This window comes from Streptomyces sp. NBC_01016 (assembly GCF_026341035.1).
Lineage (GTDB): Bacteria > Actinomycetota > Actinomycetes > Streptomycetales > Streptomycetaceae > Streptomyces.
In genome coordinates this window covers 2179642-2197718 of sequence record NZ_JAPEOQ010000001.1, presented here as the reverse complement: position 1 = coordinate 2197718, position 18077 = coordinate 2179642, and the positions used below count along the sequence as shown (strand labels likewise).

General features: G+C 68.9%; 15 protein-coding genes. 4 read left to right on the top strand and 11 right to left on the bottom strand.

The genetic code is table 11. The features are described 5' to 3' along the window. Positions 1-82: 82 nt before the first annotated feature. The 3 genes from OG746_RS10365 to OG746_RS10355 are packed head-to-tail and all read left to right on the top strand — an operon-like array spanning position 83 to position 3181. The gene (locus OG746_RS10365) at positions 83-1063 is read left to right on the top strand and encodes an ABC transporter permease (RefSeq protein ID WP_266713714.1); all 981 of its coding nucleotides are present in this window, start codon (positions 83-85) and stop codon (positions 1061-1063) included. Positions 1064-1074: 11 nt separating this feature from the next. Further along, positions 1075-2112 carry an ABC transporter ATP-binding protein gene (locus OG746_RS10360; protein WP_266713712.1) on the top strand — a complete coding sequence of 346 codons (1038 nt, stop codon included), beginning with the start codon at positions 1075-1077 and terminating at the stop codon, positions 2110-2112. A 31-nt stretch (positions 2113-2143) separates the two neighbouring features. Beyond that, positions 2144-3181: an ABC transporter ATP-binding protein gene (locus OG746_RS10355; RefSeq protein ID WP_266713710.1), complete on the top strand. Its 1038-nt coding sequence runs from the start codon at positions 2144-2146 to the stop codon at positions 3179-3181. Positions 3182-3417: 236 nt separating this feature from the next. On the opposite strand, the gene OG746_RS10350 is transcribed toward OG746_RS10355, so the two are convergent. The 3 genes from OG746_RS10350 to OG746_RS10340 all read right to left on the bottom strand — a co-directional run bounded on the left by OG746_RS10350 (position 3418) and on the right by OG746_RS10340 (position 6155). After that, positions 3418-3981: a cysteine hydrolase family protein gene (locus OG746_RS10350; RefSeq protein WP_266713708.1), complete on the bottom strand. Its 564-nt coding sequence runs from the start codon at positions 3979-3981 to the stop codon at positions 3418-3420. A 129-nt stretch (positions 3982-4110) separates the two neighbouring features. After that, on the bottom strand, positions 4111-5469 hold the full coding sequence (locus OG746_RS10345) for an MFS transporter (protein ID WP_266713706.1): 1359 nt from the start codon (positions 5467-5469) through the stop codon (positions 4111-4113). After that, on the bottom strand, positions 5466-6155 hold the full coding sequence (locus tag OG746_RS10340) for an ArsR/SmtB family transcription factor (protein WP_266713704.1): 690 nt from the start codon (positions 6153-6155) through the stop codon (positions 5466-5468). The genes OG746_RS10345 and OG746_RS10340 overlap by 4 nt, the downstream gene beginning before the upstream one ends. Before the next feature lie 98 nt (positions 6156-6253). Here OG746_RS10340 and OG746_RS10335 point away from each other — a divergent pair, with 98 nt between their 5' ends. After that, positions 6254-6682, top strand: coding sequence for a YunG family protein (locus OG746_RS10335; protein WP_266713702.1), 429 nt, complete (start codon positions 6254-6256; stop codon positions 6680-6682). A gap of 32 nt (positions 6683-6714) precedes the next feature. On the opposite strand, the gene OG746_RS10330 is transcribed toward OG746_RS10335, so the two are convergent. From OG746_RS10330 to OG746_RS10295, 8 genes are all read right to left on the bottom strand, one after another. Further along, a complete protein-coding gene (locus OG746_RS10330; protein ID WP_266713700.1) occupies positions 6715-7107 on the bottom strand; it encodes a VOC family protein in 393 nt (130 codons plus the stop codon). Positions 7108-7206: 99 nt separating this feature from the next. Further along, entirely contained in the window at positions 7207-8280 is a 1074-nt protein-coding gene (locus OG746_RS10325) for an ABC transporter ATP-binding protein (protein WP_266713698.1), read from the bottom strand. After that, positions 8273-9331: an ABC transporter ATP-binding protein gene (locus tag OG746_RS10320; protein WP_266713696.1), complete on the bottom strand. Its 1059-nt coding sequence runs from the start codon at positions 9329-9331 to the stop codon at positions 8273-8275. Before OG746_RS10320 ends, OG746_RS10325 begins: the two co-directional genes overlap by 8 nt. Positions 9332-9347: 16 nt before the next feature. Next, positions 9348-10319, bottom strand: a complete 972-nt coding sequence (locus OG746_RS10315) for an ABC transporter permease (protein ID WP_266713694.1) — start codon at positions 10317-10319, stop codon at positions 9348-9350. Next, complete coding sequence (locus tag OG746_RS10310) at positions 10312-11241, bottom strand: ABC transporter permease (protein WP_266713692.1); 930 nt, start codon at positions 11239-11241, stop codon at positions 10312-10314. Before OG746_RS10310 ends, OG746_RS10315 begins: the two co-directional genes overlap by 8 nt. Before the next feature lie 83 nt (positions 11242-11324). Further along, entirely contained in the window at positions 11325-12956 is a 1632-nt protein-coding gene (locus OG746_RS10305) for a peptide ABC transporter substrate-binding protein (protein ID WP_266713690.1), read from the bottom strand. Positions 12957-13407: 451 nt separating this feature from the next. Beyond that, positions 13408-15315 (bottom strand): translational GTPase TypA, encoded by a 1908-nt coding sequence (gene typA / locus OG746_RS10300; RefSeq protein WP_266713688.1) that lies wholly within the window; start codon positions 15313-15315, stop codon positions 13408-13410. Positions 15316-15489: 174 nt separating this feature from the next. Further along, positions 15490-17793: an ABC transporter substrate-binding protein gene (locus tag OG746_RS10295; protein WP_266713686.1), complete on the bottom strand. Its 2304-nt coding sequence runs from the start codon at positions 17791-17793 to the stop codon at positions 15490-15492. Positions 17794-18077: the final 284 nt, after the last annotated feature.

Sequence of the window (18077 nt, the reverse complement as noted above, 5' to 3'; positions counted from 1 at the left end):
CCCCGAGCCCTCCTCAGGTCTCTTCGAGTCTCCTCAAGGCCGCACCGAGGCCCATCGGCATCCGTCAGGAAACCCAACTGCCATGCTCCGCTTCATCCTTCGACGCGCCATCGGCGCCCTGGTGATCCTTCTGATCATCAGCGCCATCGTGTTCGTCCTGTTCTACGCCGCCCCGCGCGACCCGGCCCGCATCGCCTGCGGGAAGGTCTGCACGCCCGAGACGCTGGCGCTGGTGAAGAAGAACCTGGGGATCGCCGATCCGATACCGGTGCAGTACTGGCACTGGCTCCAGGGCGTGTTCGTGGGCCGCGACTACTCCTCGTTCGGGCACTGCCCGGCGCCGTGCCTCGGCTTCTCCTTCCAGAACCGGGAGCCGGTCCTCGGCACGATCCTCGACCGGTTCCCGACCACCATCTCGCTGTCCATCGGCTCCGCCGTGGTCTTCGTGATCTTCGGTGTCGGCACCGGCATGCTGGCCGCCGTCAAGCAGGGCAAGGCCCTGGACAAGGTGGCCAGTTCGGCCTCCCTCGTCGCCTCTTCGATGCAGATCTACGTCGTCGGCATCATCGCCACGTACTACCTCGTCGACCAGTGGCACCTGCTCGACCGCGCGGCCTACACGCCGTTCACGCAGAACCCGGGCGCCTGGGCCAAGGGGCTGCTGCTGCCGTGGATCGTGCTCTCCCTGATCTGGACCGCCAACTACACGCGCATGACCCGCTCCCAGATGGTCGAGAAGCTGACCGAGGACTACGTACGTACGGCCCGTGCCAAGGGTCTCTCGCGGCGCGCGGTCTTCTTCCGGTTCGCCTGGCGCGGCGCGATGGGGCCGATCGTCACCATCTTCGGCATGGACCTCGGCCTGCTGCTCGGCGGCGCGATCATCACCGAGTCCACGTTCAGCCTGCAGGGCATCGGCCTGCTGTCCGTGAAGGCCGTCTCCACCAATGACCTGCCGACGCTGCTGGGCGTCGTCCTCGTGGCCGCCGCGGCCATCGTCGTCTTCAACATCGTGGTCGACGCCGTCTACGCCCTCATCGACCCGCGCGTGCGGCTGGCCTAGGAGCAACACCCATGAGCGCACCCTTCCTCGCCGTCAACGACCTGCACGTCCACTTCCCCACGGAGGACGGCATCGTCAAGGCCGTCGACGGGCTCGGCTTCACCCTCGAACGCGGCCGCACCCTCGGCATCGTCGGCGAGTCCGGCTCCGGCAAGTCCGTGACCAACATGGCGATCCTGGGCCTGCACGACCGGGACCACACCCATCTGGAAGGCGAGATCGTCCTCGACGGGCAGGAGCTTCTCACCGCCTCCGAGCGGGAGTTGGAGCGGCTGCGCGGCAACAAGATGGCCATGATCTTCCAGGACGCGCTGGCCTCCCTTTCGCCGTACCACACCATCGGCCGGCAGATCGCGGAGACGTATCGCAAGCACACCGGGGCCTCCAAGAAGGAGGCGCGGGCGCGGGCGATCGAGATGCTCACGAAGGTCGGCATCCCGCAGCCCGATCTGCGCGTCGACGACTACCCGCACCAGTTCTCCGGCGGTATGCGGCAGCGCGCGATGATCGCGATGGCCCTGGTCTGCGACCCGGCGCTGCTCATCGCGGACGAGCCGACGACGGCCCTCGACGTGACGGTGCAGGCCCAGATCCTCGATCTGCTCAAGGACCTGCAGCAGGAGTTCGGCACGTCGATCGTCTTCATCACGCACGACCTCGGCGTCATCGCCGACATCGCGGACGACGTGCTGGTGATGTACGGCGGCCGGTGCGTGGAGCGCGGCACCAAGGAAGAAGTGCTTCGCAGGCCCCAGCACCCGTACACCTGGGGCCTGTTGGGTTCGATGCCGAGCCTGTCCGCGCCGGTCGACGTGCCGCTGTCGCCGATCCCCGGTACCCCGCCGAGCCTTCTCAACCCGCCGACCGGCTGCCGCTTCCACCCGCGCTGCACCTTCGTCGAGCAGGTGGCCGGCGGGCGCTGCGTCACCGAGGAGCCGCGGCTCGACGCGACCGGCGAGCGCGCGCCCGCGTGCCACCTCACGGCGCGGCAGCGCACGGAGTTCTTCGCGGAGCTGGCCTCGGTCAGCGGCGCGGCCCGGACCAACTGACGGACACACAGAGGGATTTCAGGGATTCACCATGAGCGACACCACTCCCCTGCTGGACGTCTCGGGGCTCACCAAGCACTTCCCGATCAAGGGCGGGTTCCCGATCCGCCGCACCATCGGGGCCGTGCAGGCCGTGGACGGCCTGGACTTCCAGGTCTCCCAGGGCGAGAGCCTCGGCCTGGTCGGCGAGTCGGGCTGCGGCAAGTCGACGACGGGACGCCTGATCACGCGCCTCCTGGAGCCGACCGCCGGGAAGATCAGCTACCGCGGCCAGGACATCACGCACGCCGACCGCAAGAAGCTCGCGCCGGTCCGCTCGGAGATCCAGATGATCTTCCAGGACCCGTACGCGTCCCTGAACCCGCGGCACACCGTCGGCAAGATCGTCTCGGCTCCGATGGAGATCAACGGCATCGAGCCGACGGGCGGCCGGGAGAAGCGCGTACGCGAGCTGCTCGAAACGGTCGGCCTCAACCCTGAGCACTACAACCGCTTCCCGCACGAGTTCTCGGGCGGACAGCGCCAACGCATCGGTGTGGCAAGGGCATTGGCCCTGGAGCCGAAGCTGATCGTCGCCGACGAACCGGTCTCGGCCCTGGACGTCTCCATCCAGGCACAGGTGGTCAACCTCCTCCAGGAGCTCCAGCGCGAGCTGGACATCGCCTTCGTCTTCATCGCCCACGACCTGGCCGTCGTACGGCACTTCTCGCAGCGCGTGGCCGTGATGTACCTCGGCCGCATCGTCGAGATCGCGGACCGCGCCGACCTGTACGGCGGGCCCCGCCACCCGTACACCAAGGCGCTGCTCTCGGCGGTCCCGGAGCCGAGCGCCGACGACTCCGCCCCGGCCGTGGAGCGCATCCGCCTCACCGGTGACGTGCCCTCGCCCGTCAACCCGCCCTCCGGTTGCCGCTTCCGCACCCGCTGCTGGAAGGCCACGGAGATCTGCGCGACCGAGGCGCCCCCGCTGGTCCGCATCGAGGGCAACCGCGAGGGCCACCTCACCGCCTGCCACCACCCCGAGGAACCGGCCACGGCGACCGTCCCGGCGGCCCGCAAGGCCCTCTAGACCCCCCGGTACGCCGCCGGGGCACCACCCCAACTTCGCCCCGGCGGCGTACATCAGGAACCGGAACGTCGGCCCATTGACCCGAGCCATGGACGCTGCCGGTTCTCCGGGGAGAAGGCCCGCGCCGATCATTCGGCGCGGGCCTTCATCGCGTGCACTCGGCACCTGTACCCCTGACCGACTCACCGCGGCCGACTCCGGGGGCGCCCGCACGCGAGGGTCCGACCCACCTCCCGCTATCGCGGTGCGACGGCCTTGAGCCAGTCCTCGACGTCGACGACATCCGCCCACTGCGGGAACAGCTTTTCGGTGAGCATCCGGTGCACCTCGGGGTCGGTGTCGAGGCAGGCATCTGCCAGGACGGTGAGGCCGAAGTCCAGGTCGATGGCGTGCCACAGAGTGGACAGCACTACGGCGCTGGTGGCGATGCCGGTGAGAACAAGGCTGTCGATATCGCGAGCCCTGAGTACCAGGTCGAGGTCGCTGCCCGAGAACGCGCTCCCGCGCCTCTTGGTGACCACCACGTCGCCCTGCTGGGGTGCAACATCGTGATGGATCTCGGTGCCAGCGGCCCCCTCGGTGAACAGGCCGGCCCGCACGACGTTCGCCATCACCCTGTTGCGAGGGCTGACTTCCGGATCACCCGGCCGCAACCCCATCACCACGTAGATCACGGGGATGCCGGCAGCCCTGGCACCGTCGATCGCCCTGCGCAAGCGCGACAGATATCCGGAACCGTCGTCGGCGATGGCCACGACGTCCCGTTGGACGTCCATGACCAGAAGTGCGCTGTTCGCCATCCTTGCCGCCCCCCTCTCCCTTGGGAATCAAGAGCAAGTCTGGCGGACCGACCGAACCACGGTGGCAGTTTCATCTCCTGTGATCACCAGGTGCTGCCCGATCCCGGTGATTGGCAAGGCCCGCTCCGTTCACTCGGTGCGGGCCTTCTCGTTGTCGTGGCGGGGTACGGCCGGCTCCTCCTGAGGACCGGTCGGCTCCTTCCGGGACCCGCGGACGACGCTCCCGGTCCACAGCAGTGCGCCGGCCAGCAGCGTGATGCCGCCCACGAACCACGGCAGCGGGCCCGCCGGTAGCGCGCCGATGGTCAAACCGGCGCCCGCGCCCGTGAGTTGTAGTGCAAGTGACTGGACCGACAGGGCCGTTGCCCGGCCCTCGCGGCCCACCCTGCGGTGCAGCAACTCGTTCTCGTTCGGGCCCGCCGCGCCGAGTCCCAGGTAGACGAGTCCGTAGCCGCAGACCGCGAGGATCGTGACGGCCGGGCCGGTGAATGCCGCGGTGGCGCCGAGCAGCAGCAGGCCGAGGGCGCCCGCGGCCAGGCCCACCAGGACCGCCCGTTCCCCGCCGCCCGCGCGGCGTGCCGTCAGCGGGGCGAGGTGGCTGCCCACGCCGGAGCAGACGTATCCGGCGCAGGCGAGCCCCGCGAACACGACGGCGCCGGACTCGGGGGCGCCGGTCAGGGCGGCTGCCCGGCCCGGCGTGAGGAGTTCGAGGGTGAAGAGGGCGGCGCCGGCCGAGCCCGCGCTGAGCAGCACGCGGCGCACCATCGCGTCACGGCCCGCCGGGCGCAGGCCGTCCAGGGCGGTGGCCGGGATGCCGCGGAGGACGCCGGAGAGGGTGGCGCGGGGGTGCGGGGGCTCGGGCAGGGCGAGCAACACGTAGGCGATGAAGCCGAGTTCGATCGCCATACCCAGAAGCATCGGGACGGCCAGCGGCACCACGTACCCGGCCGTCGCCTCCGCGAGCCACGCACCCGGGTTCGGGCCGAGGCCGAGGAGCCATGGCAGGCCGCCGCCGATCAGGGTGCCCACGGCGAGCGCGGCGGAGGAGGCAGCGGAGCCGCGGGCGAGTCCGGTGCGCAGTTCGGCGCCGGGGCCTTCCTTGGCCTGGACCGTGTCTACGTACCAGGCCTCTGCGGGCCCCGTGGACAGGGCGCGGCCCGCACCGAGCAGCACACTGCCGAGCGCGACCGGGAGCGCCGTGGTGCCGAGGCCGATCAGGGCGAGGGCGGCCAGGTCCAGCACGCCGGCCGCGGCGAGGACGGGGCGGCGCCCGAGGACGTCGGAGAGCCCACCGGTGGGCAGTTCGAGGGCGGCGGCGGCGAGCGAGTGCGCGGCGACGAAGGCGGTGATGGTGGCGAGCGCGAACCCCCGCTCGGTCAGCAACAGCACCTTGGGCGCGATGGCGGCGCCGACCGGAAGCCAGAACAGCGCGCAGACGGTGGCGTAGCGGCGGCGGGCGGTGCGGGGGTCGGGTGTGCGGGGGTTCATTGCGCGTCCGGGTCGGTATCCGCCTGGCCGGGCCCTGTCTCGTCGGGCCCTGCCCCGTCGGGCTCTGTCAGGCCCGGCCCCACCTGACCGGTCTCCGTCTCCCGCGGAGCGACCGGCAGGCCCGCCACGACCACGATGACCTGCTCGGCGTCCGGGTCCTCGGCGTCGCGTCGGGTCAGTTCGTCGAGCTTCGCCTCGAAGGCCGCCTTCAACTCGTCCAGTGAGCCGGCGGTGAGCCGGGGCATGGCGTCGGCGATGCCGGACGGCTCCACCCACTCCGGGCCCAGGCGTCCCTCGGCGAGGTCGGCCTCGTGGCGGGCGAGGGAGCGGCGCAGGTGCTCGACCTGCCGCCGGGACATCTCGCTGACGAAGTGGCGGGCGTCGGGCGACGCGTGCATGGCCTCGTTGTTCCACGAGGTGATCTCGTGCACGGAGCGCCAGCGCCGCTCGCGCCCGTCCCGGTGCTCGGCCTCGGCCACGAACCCGTACTTCGCGAGGACCCGCAGGTGGTAGCTGGTGGAGGCCGACGACTCCCCCGCCTTGACCGCGAGCTCGGTTGCGGTGGCGGGGCCGTCCTGGCGCAGTAGCCCGAGCAGTTGGATACGCAGGGGGTGGGTCAGCGCCTTCAGCGCTGCAGCGTCCTGCTCGGGGTCGAGTACGCGCTTGCGGTTGTCGTCGTCGGCCATGTCCGGAAGGTAGCCGCAACCGGCCACTTGGCAAAAGAGTTTTTGCAGAACTTCTTTTGCCAACTCCCGTTGTCAGTGCCGCCTGCCATGCTGCCGCCATGACCGACACGACTGACCCGACTGCCGCGACCTGGTCACTCCTGGAGCTGGACGCGGCGCTGCGCGCGGCCTGGGCCGCCGACACCACGTCGCCGGACGGGGCGGAGAGATGGGCGCCGGAGAATCCCGCGTGGGGGCACTGCGACATCACCGCGCTGCTCGTCAACGACGTCTTCGGCGGCGACCTCGTCATGGGCGAGGTCTATCTGACGGACGGCGCGCAGGAGGGCTTCCACTGGTGGAACCGGCTGCCGAGCGGTGTCGAACTCGACCTGACGCGCGAGCAGTTCCGGCGCGGCGAGGAAATTCGCGCGGCCCGGATCAAGGTGCGCCCACCGGGCCCGCTGAAGCGCCGCTGGGCGGAGTACCTCGTGCTGCGCGACCGCGTCGCCGCCCACTTGGGGGCTGAACTGCCCGCGCCCGTCTGAGCGTTGACGCGCGGCGATCACGGACTCATGACTCACGCGGACGCGACCAGCTCGACCTCGAACCCGTCCCCGTCCTCCAGATACGCCGCACAGTGCCCGTCCCCACCCGCGTACGGATGCCGCTCCGGGAACATCAGCCGCCACCCGTGCCCGGCGGCCCGCTCCACGAGCCGCTCCATCGCCGCGGCGTCCTCGACGTGGAACGCCAGATGGTTCAGCCCCGGCGCCAGCCGATCGTGCCGGTCCGAACTCAGCGCCGGCGACTGCTCGATGACGAGATACGTCGGCCCGAGCCGCAGGCTGCACCCGTTCTCCCAGCGCTGCTCGGCGACGTACCCCAGCTCCCCGAGCAGCCACCCGAGCGAGCTCTCGGCCCGCCCGAAGTCGGGCACCCACAGTTCGACATGATGCAGCGTGCCGTGCAAGGAATGCCCCCCCAGGTGTCGCGACGTACGGACGTACGAACGAAAGAGCCGACCGGCCCCCACCCGAAAGCAGGGACCGGTCGGCTCACAGTGCAGCGGTCACGCCGCGGGCACCACGTTCTTCTCCTCCGCGAAGTGGCACGCCGACTCGTGCGCGGCCGGGGTCTCGGAGGTCCGGAAGCGCTCCGGGATCGCGAGGACCGGGATCTCCTCGGCGCACTTGTCCTGCGCCTTCCAGCAGCGGGTGCGGAAGCGGCAGCCCGACGGCGGGTTGGCCGGCGAGGGCACGTCACCGGAGAGGATGATCCGCTCGCGGCCCTCGCGCACCTCGGGGTCCGGCACCGGCACCGCGGAGAGCAGCGCCTGCGTGTACGGGTGCGTCGGGTGCTCGTAGATCTGCGCGTCCGTGCCGATCTCCGCCATCTTGCCGAGGTACATGACCCCGACCCGGTCGGAGATGTGCCGGACGATCGACAGGTCGTGCGCGATGAAGATGTAGGACAGGTTGAACTCGTCCTGCAGCTTCTCCATCAGGTTGATGACCTGGGCCTGGACCGACACGTCGAGCGCCGAGACCGGTTCGTCGCAGATGATGATCTCGGGGTTGAGCGCCAGGCCGCGCGCGATGCCGATGCGCTGGCGCTGGCCGCCGGAGAACTGGTGCGGGTACCGATTGATGTACTCGGGGTTGAGCCCGACGACGTCGAGGAGGTCCTGGACCTTCTGGCGACGGTTCCCCTTCGGTGCCACCTCGGGGTGGATCTCGAAGGGCTCCCCGATGATGTCGCCGACCGTCATACGGGGGTTGAGCGAGGTGTACGGGTCCTGGAAGACCATCTGGATGTTGCGGCGCACGGTCTTCAGGGCGCGGCCGGACAGCTTGGTGATGTCCTGGCCCTTGAAGAAGACCTCGCCCGCGGTCGCCGTCTCCAGCGTCATCAGGAGCTTGGCGACCGTGGACTTGCCGCAGCCGGACTCGCCCACGATGCCGAGGGTCTCGCCCTGGTGCAGGTCGAAGGAGATCCCGTCGACGGCCTTCACGTCACCCACGTGCCGCTTGAACAGCACGCCCTGGGTCAGCGGGAAGTACTTCTGCAGGTTGCGCACCTGGAGGATCGGCTCGCCGCGGTCGACCGGGGCCTCGATGGCGGCCACCGTCTCGGACTCAGCCATGGATCGTCTCCTTCCAGAAGTGGCACGCGCTGCCGCGCCCCGCGATCTCGCCGCCGTCCTGCTCGGTCACCTGAAGCAGCGCCGGAACGTCGGTACGGCACACGTCCTGCGCCTGGGCGCAGCGCGGGTTGAAGGCACAACCCGGCGGGATACGCGTGAGGTTGGGCGGCAGGCCCTTGATCGCGTACAGCTCCTGGCCCTTCTGGTCCAGGCGCGGGATCGACTCGAGGAGGCCCTTGGTGTACGGGTGCGCGGGCCGCTTGTAGAGCTCGCGCACCGGCGCCGTCTCCACGATCCGGCCCGCGTACATCACCGCGATCTTGTCGGCGACGTCGGCGACCACCCCGAGGTCGTGCGTGATGAGGATGAGCCCCATGTTGAACTCGCGCTGCAGCTCCGCGAGGAGGTCCATGACCTGGGCCTGGACCGTCACGTCGAGCGCCGTGGTGGGCTCGTCCGCGATGATCAGGTCCGGCTCCAGGGCGAGCGCCATCGCGATCATGATGCGCTGGCGCATACCGCCGGAGAACTGGTGCGGGTAGTCCCCGACCCGGGCCGCCGCGGCCGGGATGCGCACCCGGTCCATCAGCTCGATGGCCTTGGCCTTGGCCTGCTTCTTGGACATGCCCTGGTGGACCCGGAACATCTCGCCGAGCTGGTAGCCGACGGAGAGCACCGGGTTCAGCGAGGAGAGCGCGTCCTGGAAGATCATGGCCATCTTGGCGCCGCGCATCTTGCGGCGCTCCTCGCCGGACATCTTGAGCATGTCCTGGCCCCGGAAGAGGATCTCGCCCTTGGAGATCTTGCCGGGCGGCATGTCGAGGATGCCCATGATGGCCTGCGCGGTGACGGACTTGCCGGAGCCGGACTCGCCGAGCACGGCGAGCGTCTCGCCCGCGTCCACGGTGTAGTTGACGCCGTTGACCGCCTTGGCCACACCGTCGCGGGTGTGGAACTCCACGTGCAGGTCGCGGACTTCGAGCAGCGGCGTGCCGTCGTCCCCCGCACCGCGCGGAGACGGTACCGAGTCCGTCTTGTCGAGAAGAGTCATGACGAGTACGCCTCCCTCAGCGCAGCTTGGGGTCGAGGGCTTCGCGCACAGCGTCGCCGAGCATGATGAACGCCAGCACCGTGAGGCTGAGCATGCCTGCCGGGAAGAACAGGATGTGCGGCGCGTTCCGGATGGACTTGACCGCGTCGGAGATGTCCGCGCCCCACGATACGTCGTTGGTCCCGAGACCGAGTCCGAGGTACGAGAGGGTGGACTCGGCGACGATGACGACACCGAGCTGGATGGTCGCGACGACGATCACCGGTGCGATGGCGTTCGGCAGGACGTGCTTGCGCAGGATCCGGCCGGTGCCCGCACCGAGGGCCTTCGCCGCCACCACGTAGTCCGCGTGCTTGGCCGTGATCACCGCGCCACGCATGACGCGCGCGATGGTCGTCCAGCCGAGGAAGGCGAGGGCGCCGATCACGGTCCACACGGTGCGGTCGGCGAAGGCGTTGAGCACCACCATCGCGCCGAGGATGAACGGGATACCGAAGAACACGTCGGTGATCCGGGAGAGGGTCGTGTCCCAGAAGCCGCCGAAGTAGCCGGCGAGCATGCCGAGCAGGCCACCGAAGACGGTGGTGAGCAGGGTCACGCCGACGCCGACCATGATCGACACCCGTGCGCCGTAGACGACACGCGAGTAGATCGAGCGGCCCTGGGCGTCGTAGCCGAACCAGTCGGGCTGGAAGAGGCTGCCGAGCTTCGGCTTGTCCAGGAAGTGATTGCTCAGGTCGCCGGCCGTCGGGTCCGTGTCGCTGAAGAGGGACGGGAAGGCCGCCATCACCAGCAGGAACACGATCAGCACGGCGGATATGAGGAACAGCGGACGACGGATGAGGTCCGCCCAGGCATCGGCGCCGAGCGAACGCGGCTTCTCCGGTGCGGGTCCGGCCTCGGCGACCGTCGGGCCCACGGTGGCCGTGGGCTCCTCGGCGGCCGTGGCGGCGTCGTTCTTCTTCATCTTCACGGTGTTCTCAGGCATAACGAATCCTCGGGTCCAGCACCGCGTAGAGCAGGTCGACGACCAGGTTCGCGACGAGGTAGATCAGGACGAAGACCGTCACGATGCCGACGATGACGGCGCCCTCGCGGCGGGCGAGCGCCTCGTAGAGGAGGTTGCCCACGCCCTGGACGTTGAAGATGCCCTCGGTCACGACGGCGCCGGCCATCAGCGCGCCGATGTCGGTGCCCAGGTAAGTGACCACCGGGATAAGGGAGTTGCGCAGCAGGTGCATGCGGACCACGCGGGTCTGCGGAAGCCCCTTGGCCACGGCCGTGCGGATGTAGTCGGCGCGCGCGTTCTCTGCGATCGACGTGCGGGTGAGCCGCGCGACGTATGCGAGGGAGAGCGAGCCGAGCACGATGGCCGGCAGCAGCAACTGCCCCACGTTCATGGAGTCCTGGACGTTGGGTGTGACCCAGCCCAGCTGCGTACCGATGATCTGCTGGCCCAGCAGGCCGAGCACGAAGACGGGCACGGAGATCACCAGGAGCGTGAAGATGGTGACGCCGGTGTCGATCAGCTTGCCGCGGCGGATCCCCGCGATGACGCCGAGGCAGATGCCGACGACCATCTCGAAGGTGAACGCCATCAGCGCGAGCCGGATGGTGACCGGGAAGGCGGCCGCCATCTCGTCGATGACGGGTCGGCTGCCCGCGATCGTCACGCCGAACTCGCCGTGCGCCAGATTGCCGAGATAGTGCAGATACTGCTGCCACAGCGGAAGGTCGAGGCCGAGATCGTGCTTGATCTTGGCCATCTGCGCCGGGTCCGGCGGCTTGTCCCCCCACAGCGCGGCCACCGGGTCACCCGGCAGCACGTTGACCATCAGGAAGATCAGAATGGTTGTCCCGAGAAAGACCGGGATCATCTGGAGCAGTCGCCTCGCGACATAGCGCCCCATGGGTGCCTCCGTCCATAGCGGAGCAGCCCGTGGCGCGGGCCGGGATCGCCGGCCCACGCCACGGGTCAACTGCTCCCGCTGGATTACTTCTTGTAGACCTCGACGTCGTTGAAGTTCGGGTCGCCGTCCTGACCGAACGTCATGTTCTTGACGTTCGTGGAGTGCCCGGAAACCGTGCGGTTGTACCAGAGCGGGATACCCGGGAAGCTGTTCTGCAGCTCCTTCTCGGCTTTCTGGTACAGCTTCGCGGACTCGTCGACGGTCGCGGCGGCGTCGGCCTTCTTCACGAGGGCGTCGAAGTTCTTGTCCGAGAAGTCGGCCTTGTTGCCGGCGACACCGGTGCCGTAGAGGTCACGGAGGAAGTTGCCGTTGAACGGGTAGTCGAGCACCCAGCCCGAACGGTAGATGGACTTGACCTTCTTGGCGTCACGCACCTGCGTGTCGGCCTGGAAGTCCGTCTTGGCGTCGCCTTCGCACGCGACACCGACCGCCTTCTTGATGGAGTTGCAGACCGCGACGACCCAGTCCTTGTGCGGCTGGTCGGCGTTGTACTGGATCGAGATCTTGTTGCCAGGAACGCCGCCGCCTTCCTTGATGAGCTCCTTCGCCTTGCTCGGGTTGTACTTGCAGTACTCGCCGCAGGCGTCCTTCTGGTAGCCCAGCACACCCTTGGCGACCCAACCGGTCGCCGACTCACGGGTGTTGTAGAAGACCGTCTTGTTGATGGTGTCGCGGTCGATCGCCATCGACAGGCCCTGGAGGACCTTGACGTCGATGTTCTTCCACTGCTTCGTGTAGAAGGCGGGGTTGATCGTGTTGATCGCCGAGTAGTCCTGAACGATCGCGCGGTCGCCGAGGTCCTGCTTGTAGTTGGCGAGCTCGGAGTTCGGGATGATCGGCATGGAGTCGACGTTGTTCGACACCATGTCGTTGTACGCGGCCGTGTCCGACGTGTACGCCTTGAGGTTCAGGCCGCCGTTCTTGGCCTTGTCCGGGCCCTTGTAGTCGTCGTTCCGCGTGAGCTGGATCGACTTCTTGTGCTCCCACGACTTGAACTTGTAGGCGCCGTTGCCGACCGGCTTCTCGCCGTAGCCCTTCGGGTCCTTGAAGAACCCGCTGGGCAGCGGGGAGAAGACCGGGTAGGCCAGCTTGTAGTGGAAGTACGGGATGCCCGTGTTCAGCGTGATCGTGAACGTGTTGTCGTCCACGACCTTCAGGCCGGACATGGTGTCCTTCTTGGCCTTGCCCTTTTCGGGGTGGACATCGGCGTAACCCTCGATGTCCGCGAACCAGGAGGAGTTGACCTGGTTGTTCTTGACGTTGGCGGCCCAGTTCCAGGCGTCCACGAAGGACTTGGAGGTGACCGTCTCGCCGTTGTGGAACTTCCAGCCCGGCTTGAGCTTGACCGTCCAGACCTTGTTGTCCTTGTCGGGCGTGACCGACTTGGCGTTGGTCATGGTGACCTCGCCCTTGTCGTTGTAGTCGACAAGGCCGGCGAAGACCGCCTCGATCGTGACGGAGCCGTAGGCCTCCATCGTGTTGGCCGGCTGCAGCGGGTTCTGCGGCTCACCGTTGGCGTAGGTGACGATGCCGTTCGGGTCGATCTTCCGATTGGCGTTGTCGTCGCCGCTGCCGCTGCCACCGCCACAGGCCGTCGCACCGAGGGCTATGACTGCGGCCGCCGCAACCCACTTGGCGCTCTTGGCACCACGCATGGGGTTCCTCCTCATGAGTCCACTTGTTCACTGCAGAAGCGGGCATACCTTGGCCGCTGCCGCCACCCCTGACGGCTAGACGTCTCAAGTGCCCCAGTGTGCTCGTGAGTCGGCGCTTCCCACTGCGCGTGACCCATTGACCCGAGCTCTACGCGGATAACTATTAGCCATGGGCTACCTGCCGACCACACTCTTCGGGTCTCGGTTCGATCACATCTGGTGTGTACATCTTCCAAAATCTGGACAAATCGATCCGAGATAGATGGCCGCGAAACGGACGCGTTACATACCTAACGGTCATGTCGCTCCGACTATCGAACGCCGGGGCATGGAAATGGAGTTGCGATCGGCGCTCCCACCTGCTGTAACGCAGAGTGCCTTTCGCAACACAAAAAGGGCCCGGCACCCCCCGAGGGGATGCCGGGCCCAACTGCCCTCAGGCAGCGGTGAATCAGTTGTGCTTGGCGCGCGAGGCGCTGCGGCCGCGCTCCTTCTGGTCCAGGACGACCTTGCGGATACGCACGGCCTCCGGGGTCACCTCGACGCACTCGTCGTCGCGGCAGAACTCCAGAGACTGCTCCAGGGAGAGCTTGCGGGCCGGGACCACGTTCTCCGTGTTGTCCGCGGACGCCGCACGCATGTTGGTGAGCTTCTTCTCCTTGGTGATGTTCACGTCCATGTCGTCGGCGCGCGAGTTCTCACCGACGATCATGCCCTCGTACACCTCGGTGCCGGGCTCGGTGAACAGCACACCGCGCTCCTGGAGGTTCATCATCGCGAAGGGGGTCACCGAACCGGCGCGGTCGGCGACGAGCGAGCCGTTGTTACGGGTCGTCAGCGTGCCGAACCACGGCTCGTGGCCCTCGTGGATGGAGTGGGCGATGCCCGTGCCGCGGGTGTTCGTCAGGAACTCCGTACGGAAGCCGATGAGGCCACGGGACGGGACGACGAACTCCATGCGGACCCAGCCGGAGCCGTGGTTCGACATGTTGTCCATGCGGCCCTTGCGGATGCCCATGAGCTGCGTGACGGCGCCCATGTGCTCCTCGGGGACGTCCACCGTGAGGCGCTCGACGGGCTCGTGCGTCTTGCCGTCGACCTCCTTGGTGACGACCTGCGGCTTGCCGATCGTCAGCTCGAAGCCCTCACGGCGCATCTGCTCGACGAGGATGGCCAGCGCCAGCTCACCGCGGCCCTGCACCTCCCAGGCGTCGGGACGCTCGGTGTCGAGGACGCGCAGCGAGACGTTACCGATCAGCTCGCGCTCCAGGCGGTCCTTGACCTGACGGGCGGTGACCTTGCGGTCCTTCACGCTCGTCTTGGCGTCGGCGCCCTTGCCGCCGCCGCCACGGCCGACCAGCGGCGAGGTGTTCGTACCGATGGTCATGGAGATCGCCGGCTGGTCCACCGTGATCAGCGGCAGCGCGATCGGGTTCTCCGGGTCGGCCAGGGTCTCGCCGATCATGATGTCGGGGATACCGGCGACCGCGCAGATGTCACCCGGGCCCGCCTTCTCGGCCGGCTTGCGGGTGAGCGCCTCGGTCATCATCAGCTCGGTGATGCGGACGTTCTGAACCGTGCCGTCGCGCTTCATCCAGGCCACGGTCTGGCCCTTGCGCAGCTCGCCCTGCTCGACACGCAGGAGCGCGATACGACCGAGGAAGTTGTCGGCGTCCAGGTTGGTGACGTGCGCCTGGAGCGGGGCCTCCTCGTCGTACGACGGGGCCGGGACGTGCTCCAGGATCGTGGAGAAGAACGGCTCCAGGTTGGTGGAGTCGGCCGGGACCGTGCCGTCCTCCGGCTTCGTCAGCGACGCGATGCCGTCACGGCCGCACGCGTAGACGATCGGGAACTCGATCTGGTCCTCGTCGGCGTCCAGGTCGAGGAAGAGGTCGTAGGCCTCGTTCACGACCTCGTCGATGCGCGAGTCGGGGCGGTCCGTCTTGTTGATGCACAGGATGACGGGCAGGCGCTGCTGGAGCGCCTTGCGCAGCACGAATCGGGTCTGCGGGAGCGGGCCCTCGGAGGCGTCCACCAGCAGGACCACCGCGTCCACCATCGACAGACCGCGCTCGACCTCACCACCGAAGTCGGCGTGGCCGGGGGTGTCGATGATGTTGATCGTGATGACCTCGCCGCCATCCTTGGGGTGATACTTCACCGCCGTGTTCTTGGCGAGGATCGTGATGCCCTTCTCACGCTCCAGGTCGTTCGAGTCCATCATGCGGTCGTCGAGGGACTCGGCAGCGTGGGCGGCGAAGGAGCCGGCCTGCTTGAGCATGGCGTCGACGATGGTCGTCTTGCCGTGGTCGACGTGGGCGACGATGGCGACGTTACGGATGTCGTGGCGCGTGGCCATATTGCGGCGTACTCCCGGAGTGAAGGTCGGCTGCGCGTACTTCTTTGGTACACGCGCCCTGCCGGGCTGGACACGCCACGGCCTCACCCCATGGTACGTGGCTCGACGGCCACCGGCTCAGCCGGGCCGTGCGGGCCGGCGCCGAAGCGCCGGTCCGCACGGAAGAACCGCAGGTCAGCCAGCGTCCTCCGTAGGTGAGCCACCGGCCTTCGCGCCCGGCTTCAGGAAGCCGATGTCCTCGTAGGAGGGCTCCTGGAAGCCGAACGCCCCCGCGTTCACCAGGTTCGCCTTCGTCGCCACCAGCTCGGGCCGCTGGTAGAGCGGAATCGATCCTGCAGCGGCCCAGATGCGCTCGTCGGCCTGTCGGACGAGCGAGCGCTCCTTGTCCTGGTCGAGCTCCCCGACGGCCTGGTCGAAGAGCTGGTCGATGTGGTCGGTGCCGACCCGCGTGTAGTTCTGCTCGACCGTGAGCTCGCCGTCGGCGGCCGGGACCGGCTTGGCGTAGATCGGGCGGGCGTCGGTGGCCGGGTAGGCGGAGCCGGGCCACGAGTACAGCGCCAGGTCGTAATCGCCCGCCGCGATGTGGTCCTTGAAGTAGGTCTCGTCGTCGACCTTCGTGATGTCCGTGCGGACGCCGATCTTCTGCAGCATCGTCGAGATCCGGTCGGCGACGGACTGCAGCTGCTCGACGTCGGGGCCCGAGGGCAGCACGAAGTTCAGGGTCAGCGGCTTGCCGTCCTTGGCGAGCTGCCCCGAGGCGGCGCCGGCCTTGGCGCCCTCCTTGCCCTCGCCGGCATCCTTCGCGGCGGCCTGCTGCGGGGCGGGGGTCCCCTTCGGGGCGTACGCGCCGGGGGCCGCGCCCTGCTTGGCGTCGCCCGCGTGCTTCCCCTCCCGCTCGGCGGAGCGCACCTTCGCGGCGTCGGCCTGGTGCAGCAGCGCGGAGTGCTGCGCGGCGGCGAGCGGACCGGGGCCGAGCAGCGGGGGCGCGGCGTCGCCGGGCTTCGCGTCGTCGCCCGCCTTCTGGTCGTCCTCGCCCATGATGTACGTGCCGTCGTCGGACTCGGCCGCGGCGCCCTCCGCCTTGCCGCCCGCCGTCTTCGGCTTCTGCTGCTTCTCCTCGAGCGGGCCGCCGCGCACCCAGCCCGCCTCCGCGAGCAGCGCCTGCGCCTTGTCGGCGTCCTGCTTGCCGAGCGCGTCGCTGTTGTCGGCGTAGGCGGCCTGGCCGGAGAGGGCGAGGTGGCTGCCGACGGTCGAGGCCGGAAGACCGAGCGGCTTGAGCACGCTCTGCGCGAGCTTGTCGCGGTCGAGGGCGCGGGCCACGGCCTGGCGCACCCGCTCGTCGGCGAGCGGACCGCTCGAACCGTTCAGGGCGAGCTGCGTGTAGGCGGGCTCGAGCGACTTGCGGACGACGAAGCCGTTCAGCCCCGACTGCTCCTTCTCGTACTTCCGCACGGCCTTGCGGGTCTTCGCCCGGGCCTCCAGCTCCGCCTCGGCGACCTCCCAGTCCTCGTTGTGCGCCCGCGCCCAGGAGCGCAGCGCCTCACCGGAGGTGACGCCTGCGCCGGGTCCGTGCGCGAGCGGGCCGGACGCACCCTTGTCGCGGGCGGCGTACGCGATGCGCTCGGCGGCCTCCGGGTCGACGTCGGCGAGATCCAGCCTGCCCGCGGCGAGCGCGGCGGGGCGCTTGTCGCGCGGCACAGCGGTGAGTTCCAGCTTGTCGAGCTTGGCGGGGCGGCCCCACCAGCGGGGGTTGCGCTTCAGCGTGACCTGCTTGTCGCCCCGGTCGACCTTGTCGAGCGCGAAGGGGCCCGCGGTCACCTTGAGCTTGCTGCGCGCGCCCTCGTTGAAGGCGTCCGGGGTCCCCATGACGTCCTTGGGGTACAGCGGCGAGAACAGCGAGCGCCAGTCCGCGTACGGCTTGGCGAACGTGACCCGCACCTCCAGGTCGTTCTTGCCGCGCTCGACGTTCTCGATGCGGTTGTAGCCGGCGTTGTGGGCGGTCCAGTACGCGCTGTTCCTGCCGGACAGGGCGCGCCACTGCGCGGCGAAGTCCGCGGCGCCGATCTCCCGGCCGTCGCTCCACACCGCCTGCTGGTTCAGCTTGTACAGCACGACCTGCTTGGGCTCGGTCTTGATGACCTCGGCCTTCTCCAGGTAGTCCGGGTCGGCCTGCGGGCGTCCCTCCGCGTCGAGCCGGAACATCGAGGGCAGCACGGCCCCGGTGACCCGGCTCGTGGCCGCGTCCGCGTCGGCCTGGAAGGTGTTGAGGGTCTGCGGTACGTCGTCGACCGCCCACCGCAGCGTGCCGCCGTCCTTGACCTGCGTGCGGGCGGCCGAGGCGACGTCGGGGCCTGCGGCGGGGCGGCCCGCCTGGTCGTCGGAACCGCACCCGGCGAGCGCGGTCACGGCGAGCGCGCCGCTCACGAGGAACGCGGCCGAGCGTGCGGCGGCTCCTTGGCGCCTTGGGACGTGGGGCATCACGGGTACCTCCGGGGCTGGCCGGTTTTGTCTCGTTTGGCGGTATATGGAGCTGATCACATCTATCGGCCAACTGAAGTGGATGCGGGGAGGGGTGCCGTCCGACACGCCCGTAGGCCACCCGGAAGCCACCCGTGCGGCCCAAAGGGGCCCGCCTCGACCCCACCCCGGCGGCGCGAATTCGCGGGCGCGCACCACGGCGTACACCGGCAATCCGCACGGATCCCTTCACAAACGGCAATGTGACGCGCGACACTCTCAGGCGCATGAGCAACTCCGCCGCA

Excerpts from the sequence above, each read along its gene's own strand:
- OG746_RS10365 (WP_266713714.1), top strand. The coding sequence starts at position 83 with ATGCTCCGCTTCATCCTTCGACGCGCCATCGGCGCCCTGGTGATCCTT.
- OG746_RS10350 (WP_266713708.1), bottom strand. The coding sequence starts at position 3,981 with ATGGCGAACAGCGCACTTCTGGTCATGGACGTCCAACGGGACGTCGTG.
- OG746_RS10355 (WP_266713710.1), top strand. The coding sequence starts at position 2,144 with ATGAGCGACACCACTCCCCTGCTGGACGTCTCGGGGCTCACCAAGCAC.
- OG746_RS10335 (WP_266713702.1), top strand. The coding sequence starts at position 6,254 with ATGACCGACACGACTGACCCGACTGCCGCGACCTGGTCACTCCTGGAG.
- OG746_RS10315 (WP_266713694.1), bottom strand. The coding sequence starts at position 10,319 with ATGCCTGAGAACACCGTGAAGATGAAGAAGAACGACGCCGCCACGGCC.
- OG746_RS10340 (WP_266713704.1), bottom strand. The coding sequence starts at position 6,155 with ATGGCCGACGACGACAACCGCAAGCGCGTACTCGACCCCGAGCAGGAC.
- OG746_RS10325 (WP_266713698.1), bottom strand. The coding sequence starts at position 8,280 with ATGGCTGAGTCCGAGACGGTGGCCGCCATCGAGGCCCCGGTCGACCGC.
- OG746_RS10295 (WP_266713686.1), bottom strand. The coding sequence starts at position 17,793 with ATGCCCCACGTCCCAAGGCGCCAAGGAGCCGCCGCACGCTCGGCCGCG.
- OG746_RS10320 (WP_266713696.1), bottom strand. The coding sequence starts at position 9,331 with ATGACTCTTCTCGACAAGACGGACTCGGTACCGTCTCCGCGCGGTGCG.
- OG746_RS10345 (WP_266713706.1), bottom strand. The coding sequence starts at position 5,469 with ATGAACCCCCGCACACCCGACCCCCGCACCGCCCGCCGCCGCTACGCC.
- typA (WP_266713688.1), bottom strand. The coding sequence starts at position 15,315 with ATGGCCACGCGCCACGACATCCGTAACGTCGCCATCGTCGCCCACGTC.
- OG746_RS10310 (WP_266713692.1), bottom strand. The coding sequence starts at position 11,241 with ATGGGGCGCTATGTCGCGAGGCGACTGCTCCAGATGATCCCGGTCTTT.
- OG746_RS10305 (WP_266713690.1), bottom strand. The coding sequence starts at position 12,956 with ATGCGTGGTGCCAAGAGCGCCAAGTGGGTTGCGGCGGCCGCAGTCATA.
- OG746_RS10360 (WP_266713712.1), top strand. The coding sequence starts at position 1,075 with ATGAGCGCACCCTTCCTCGCCGTCAACGACCTGCACGTCCACTTCCCC.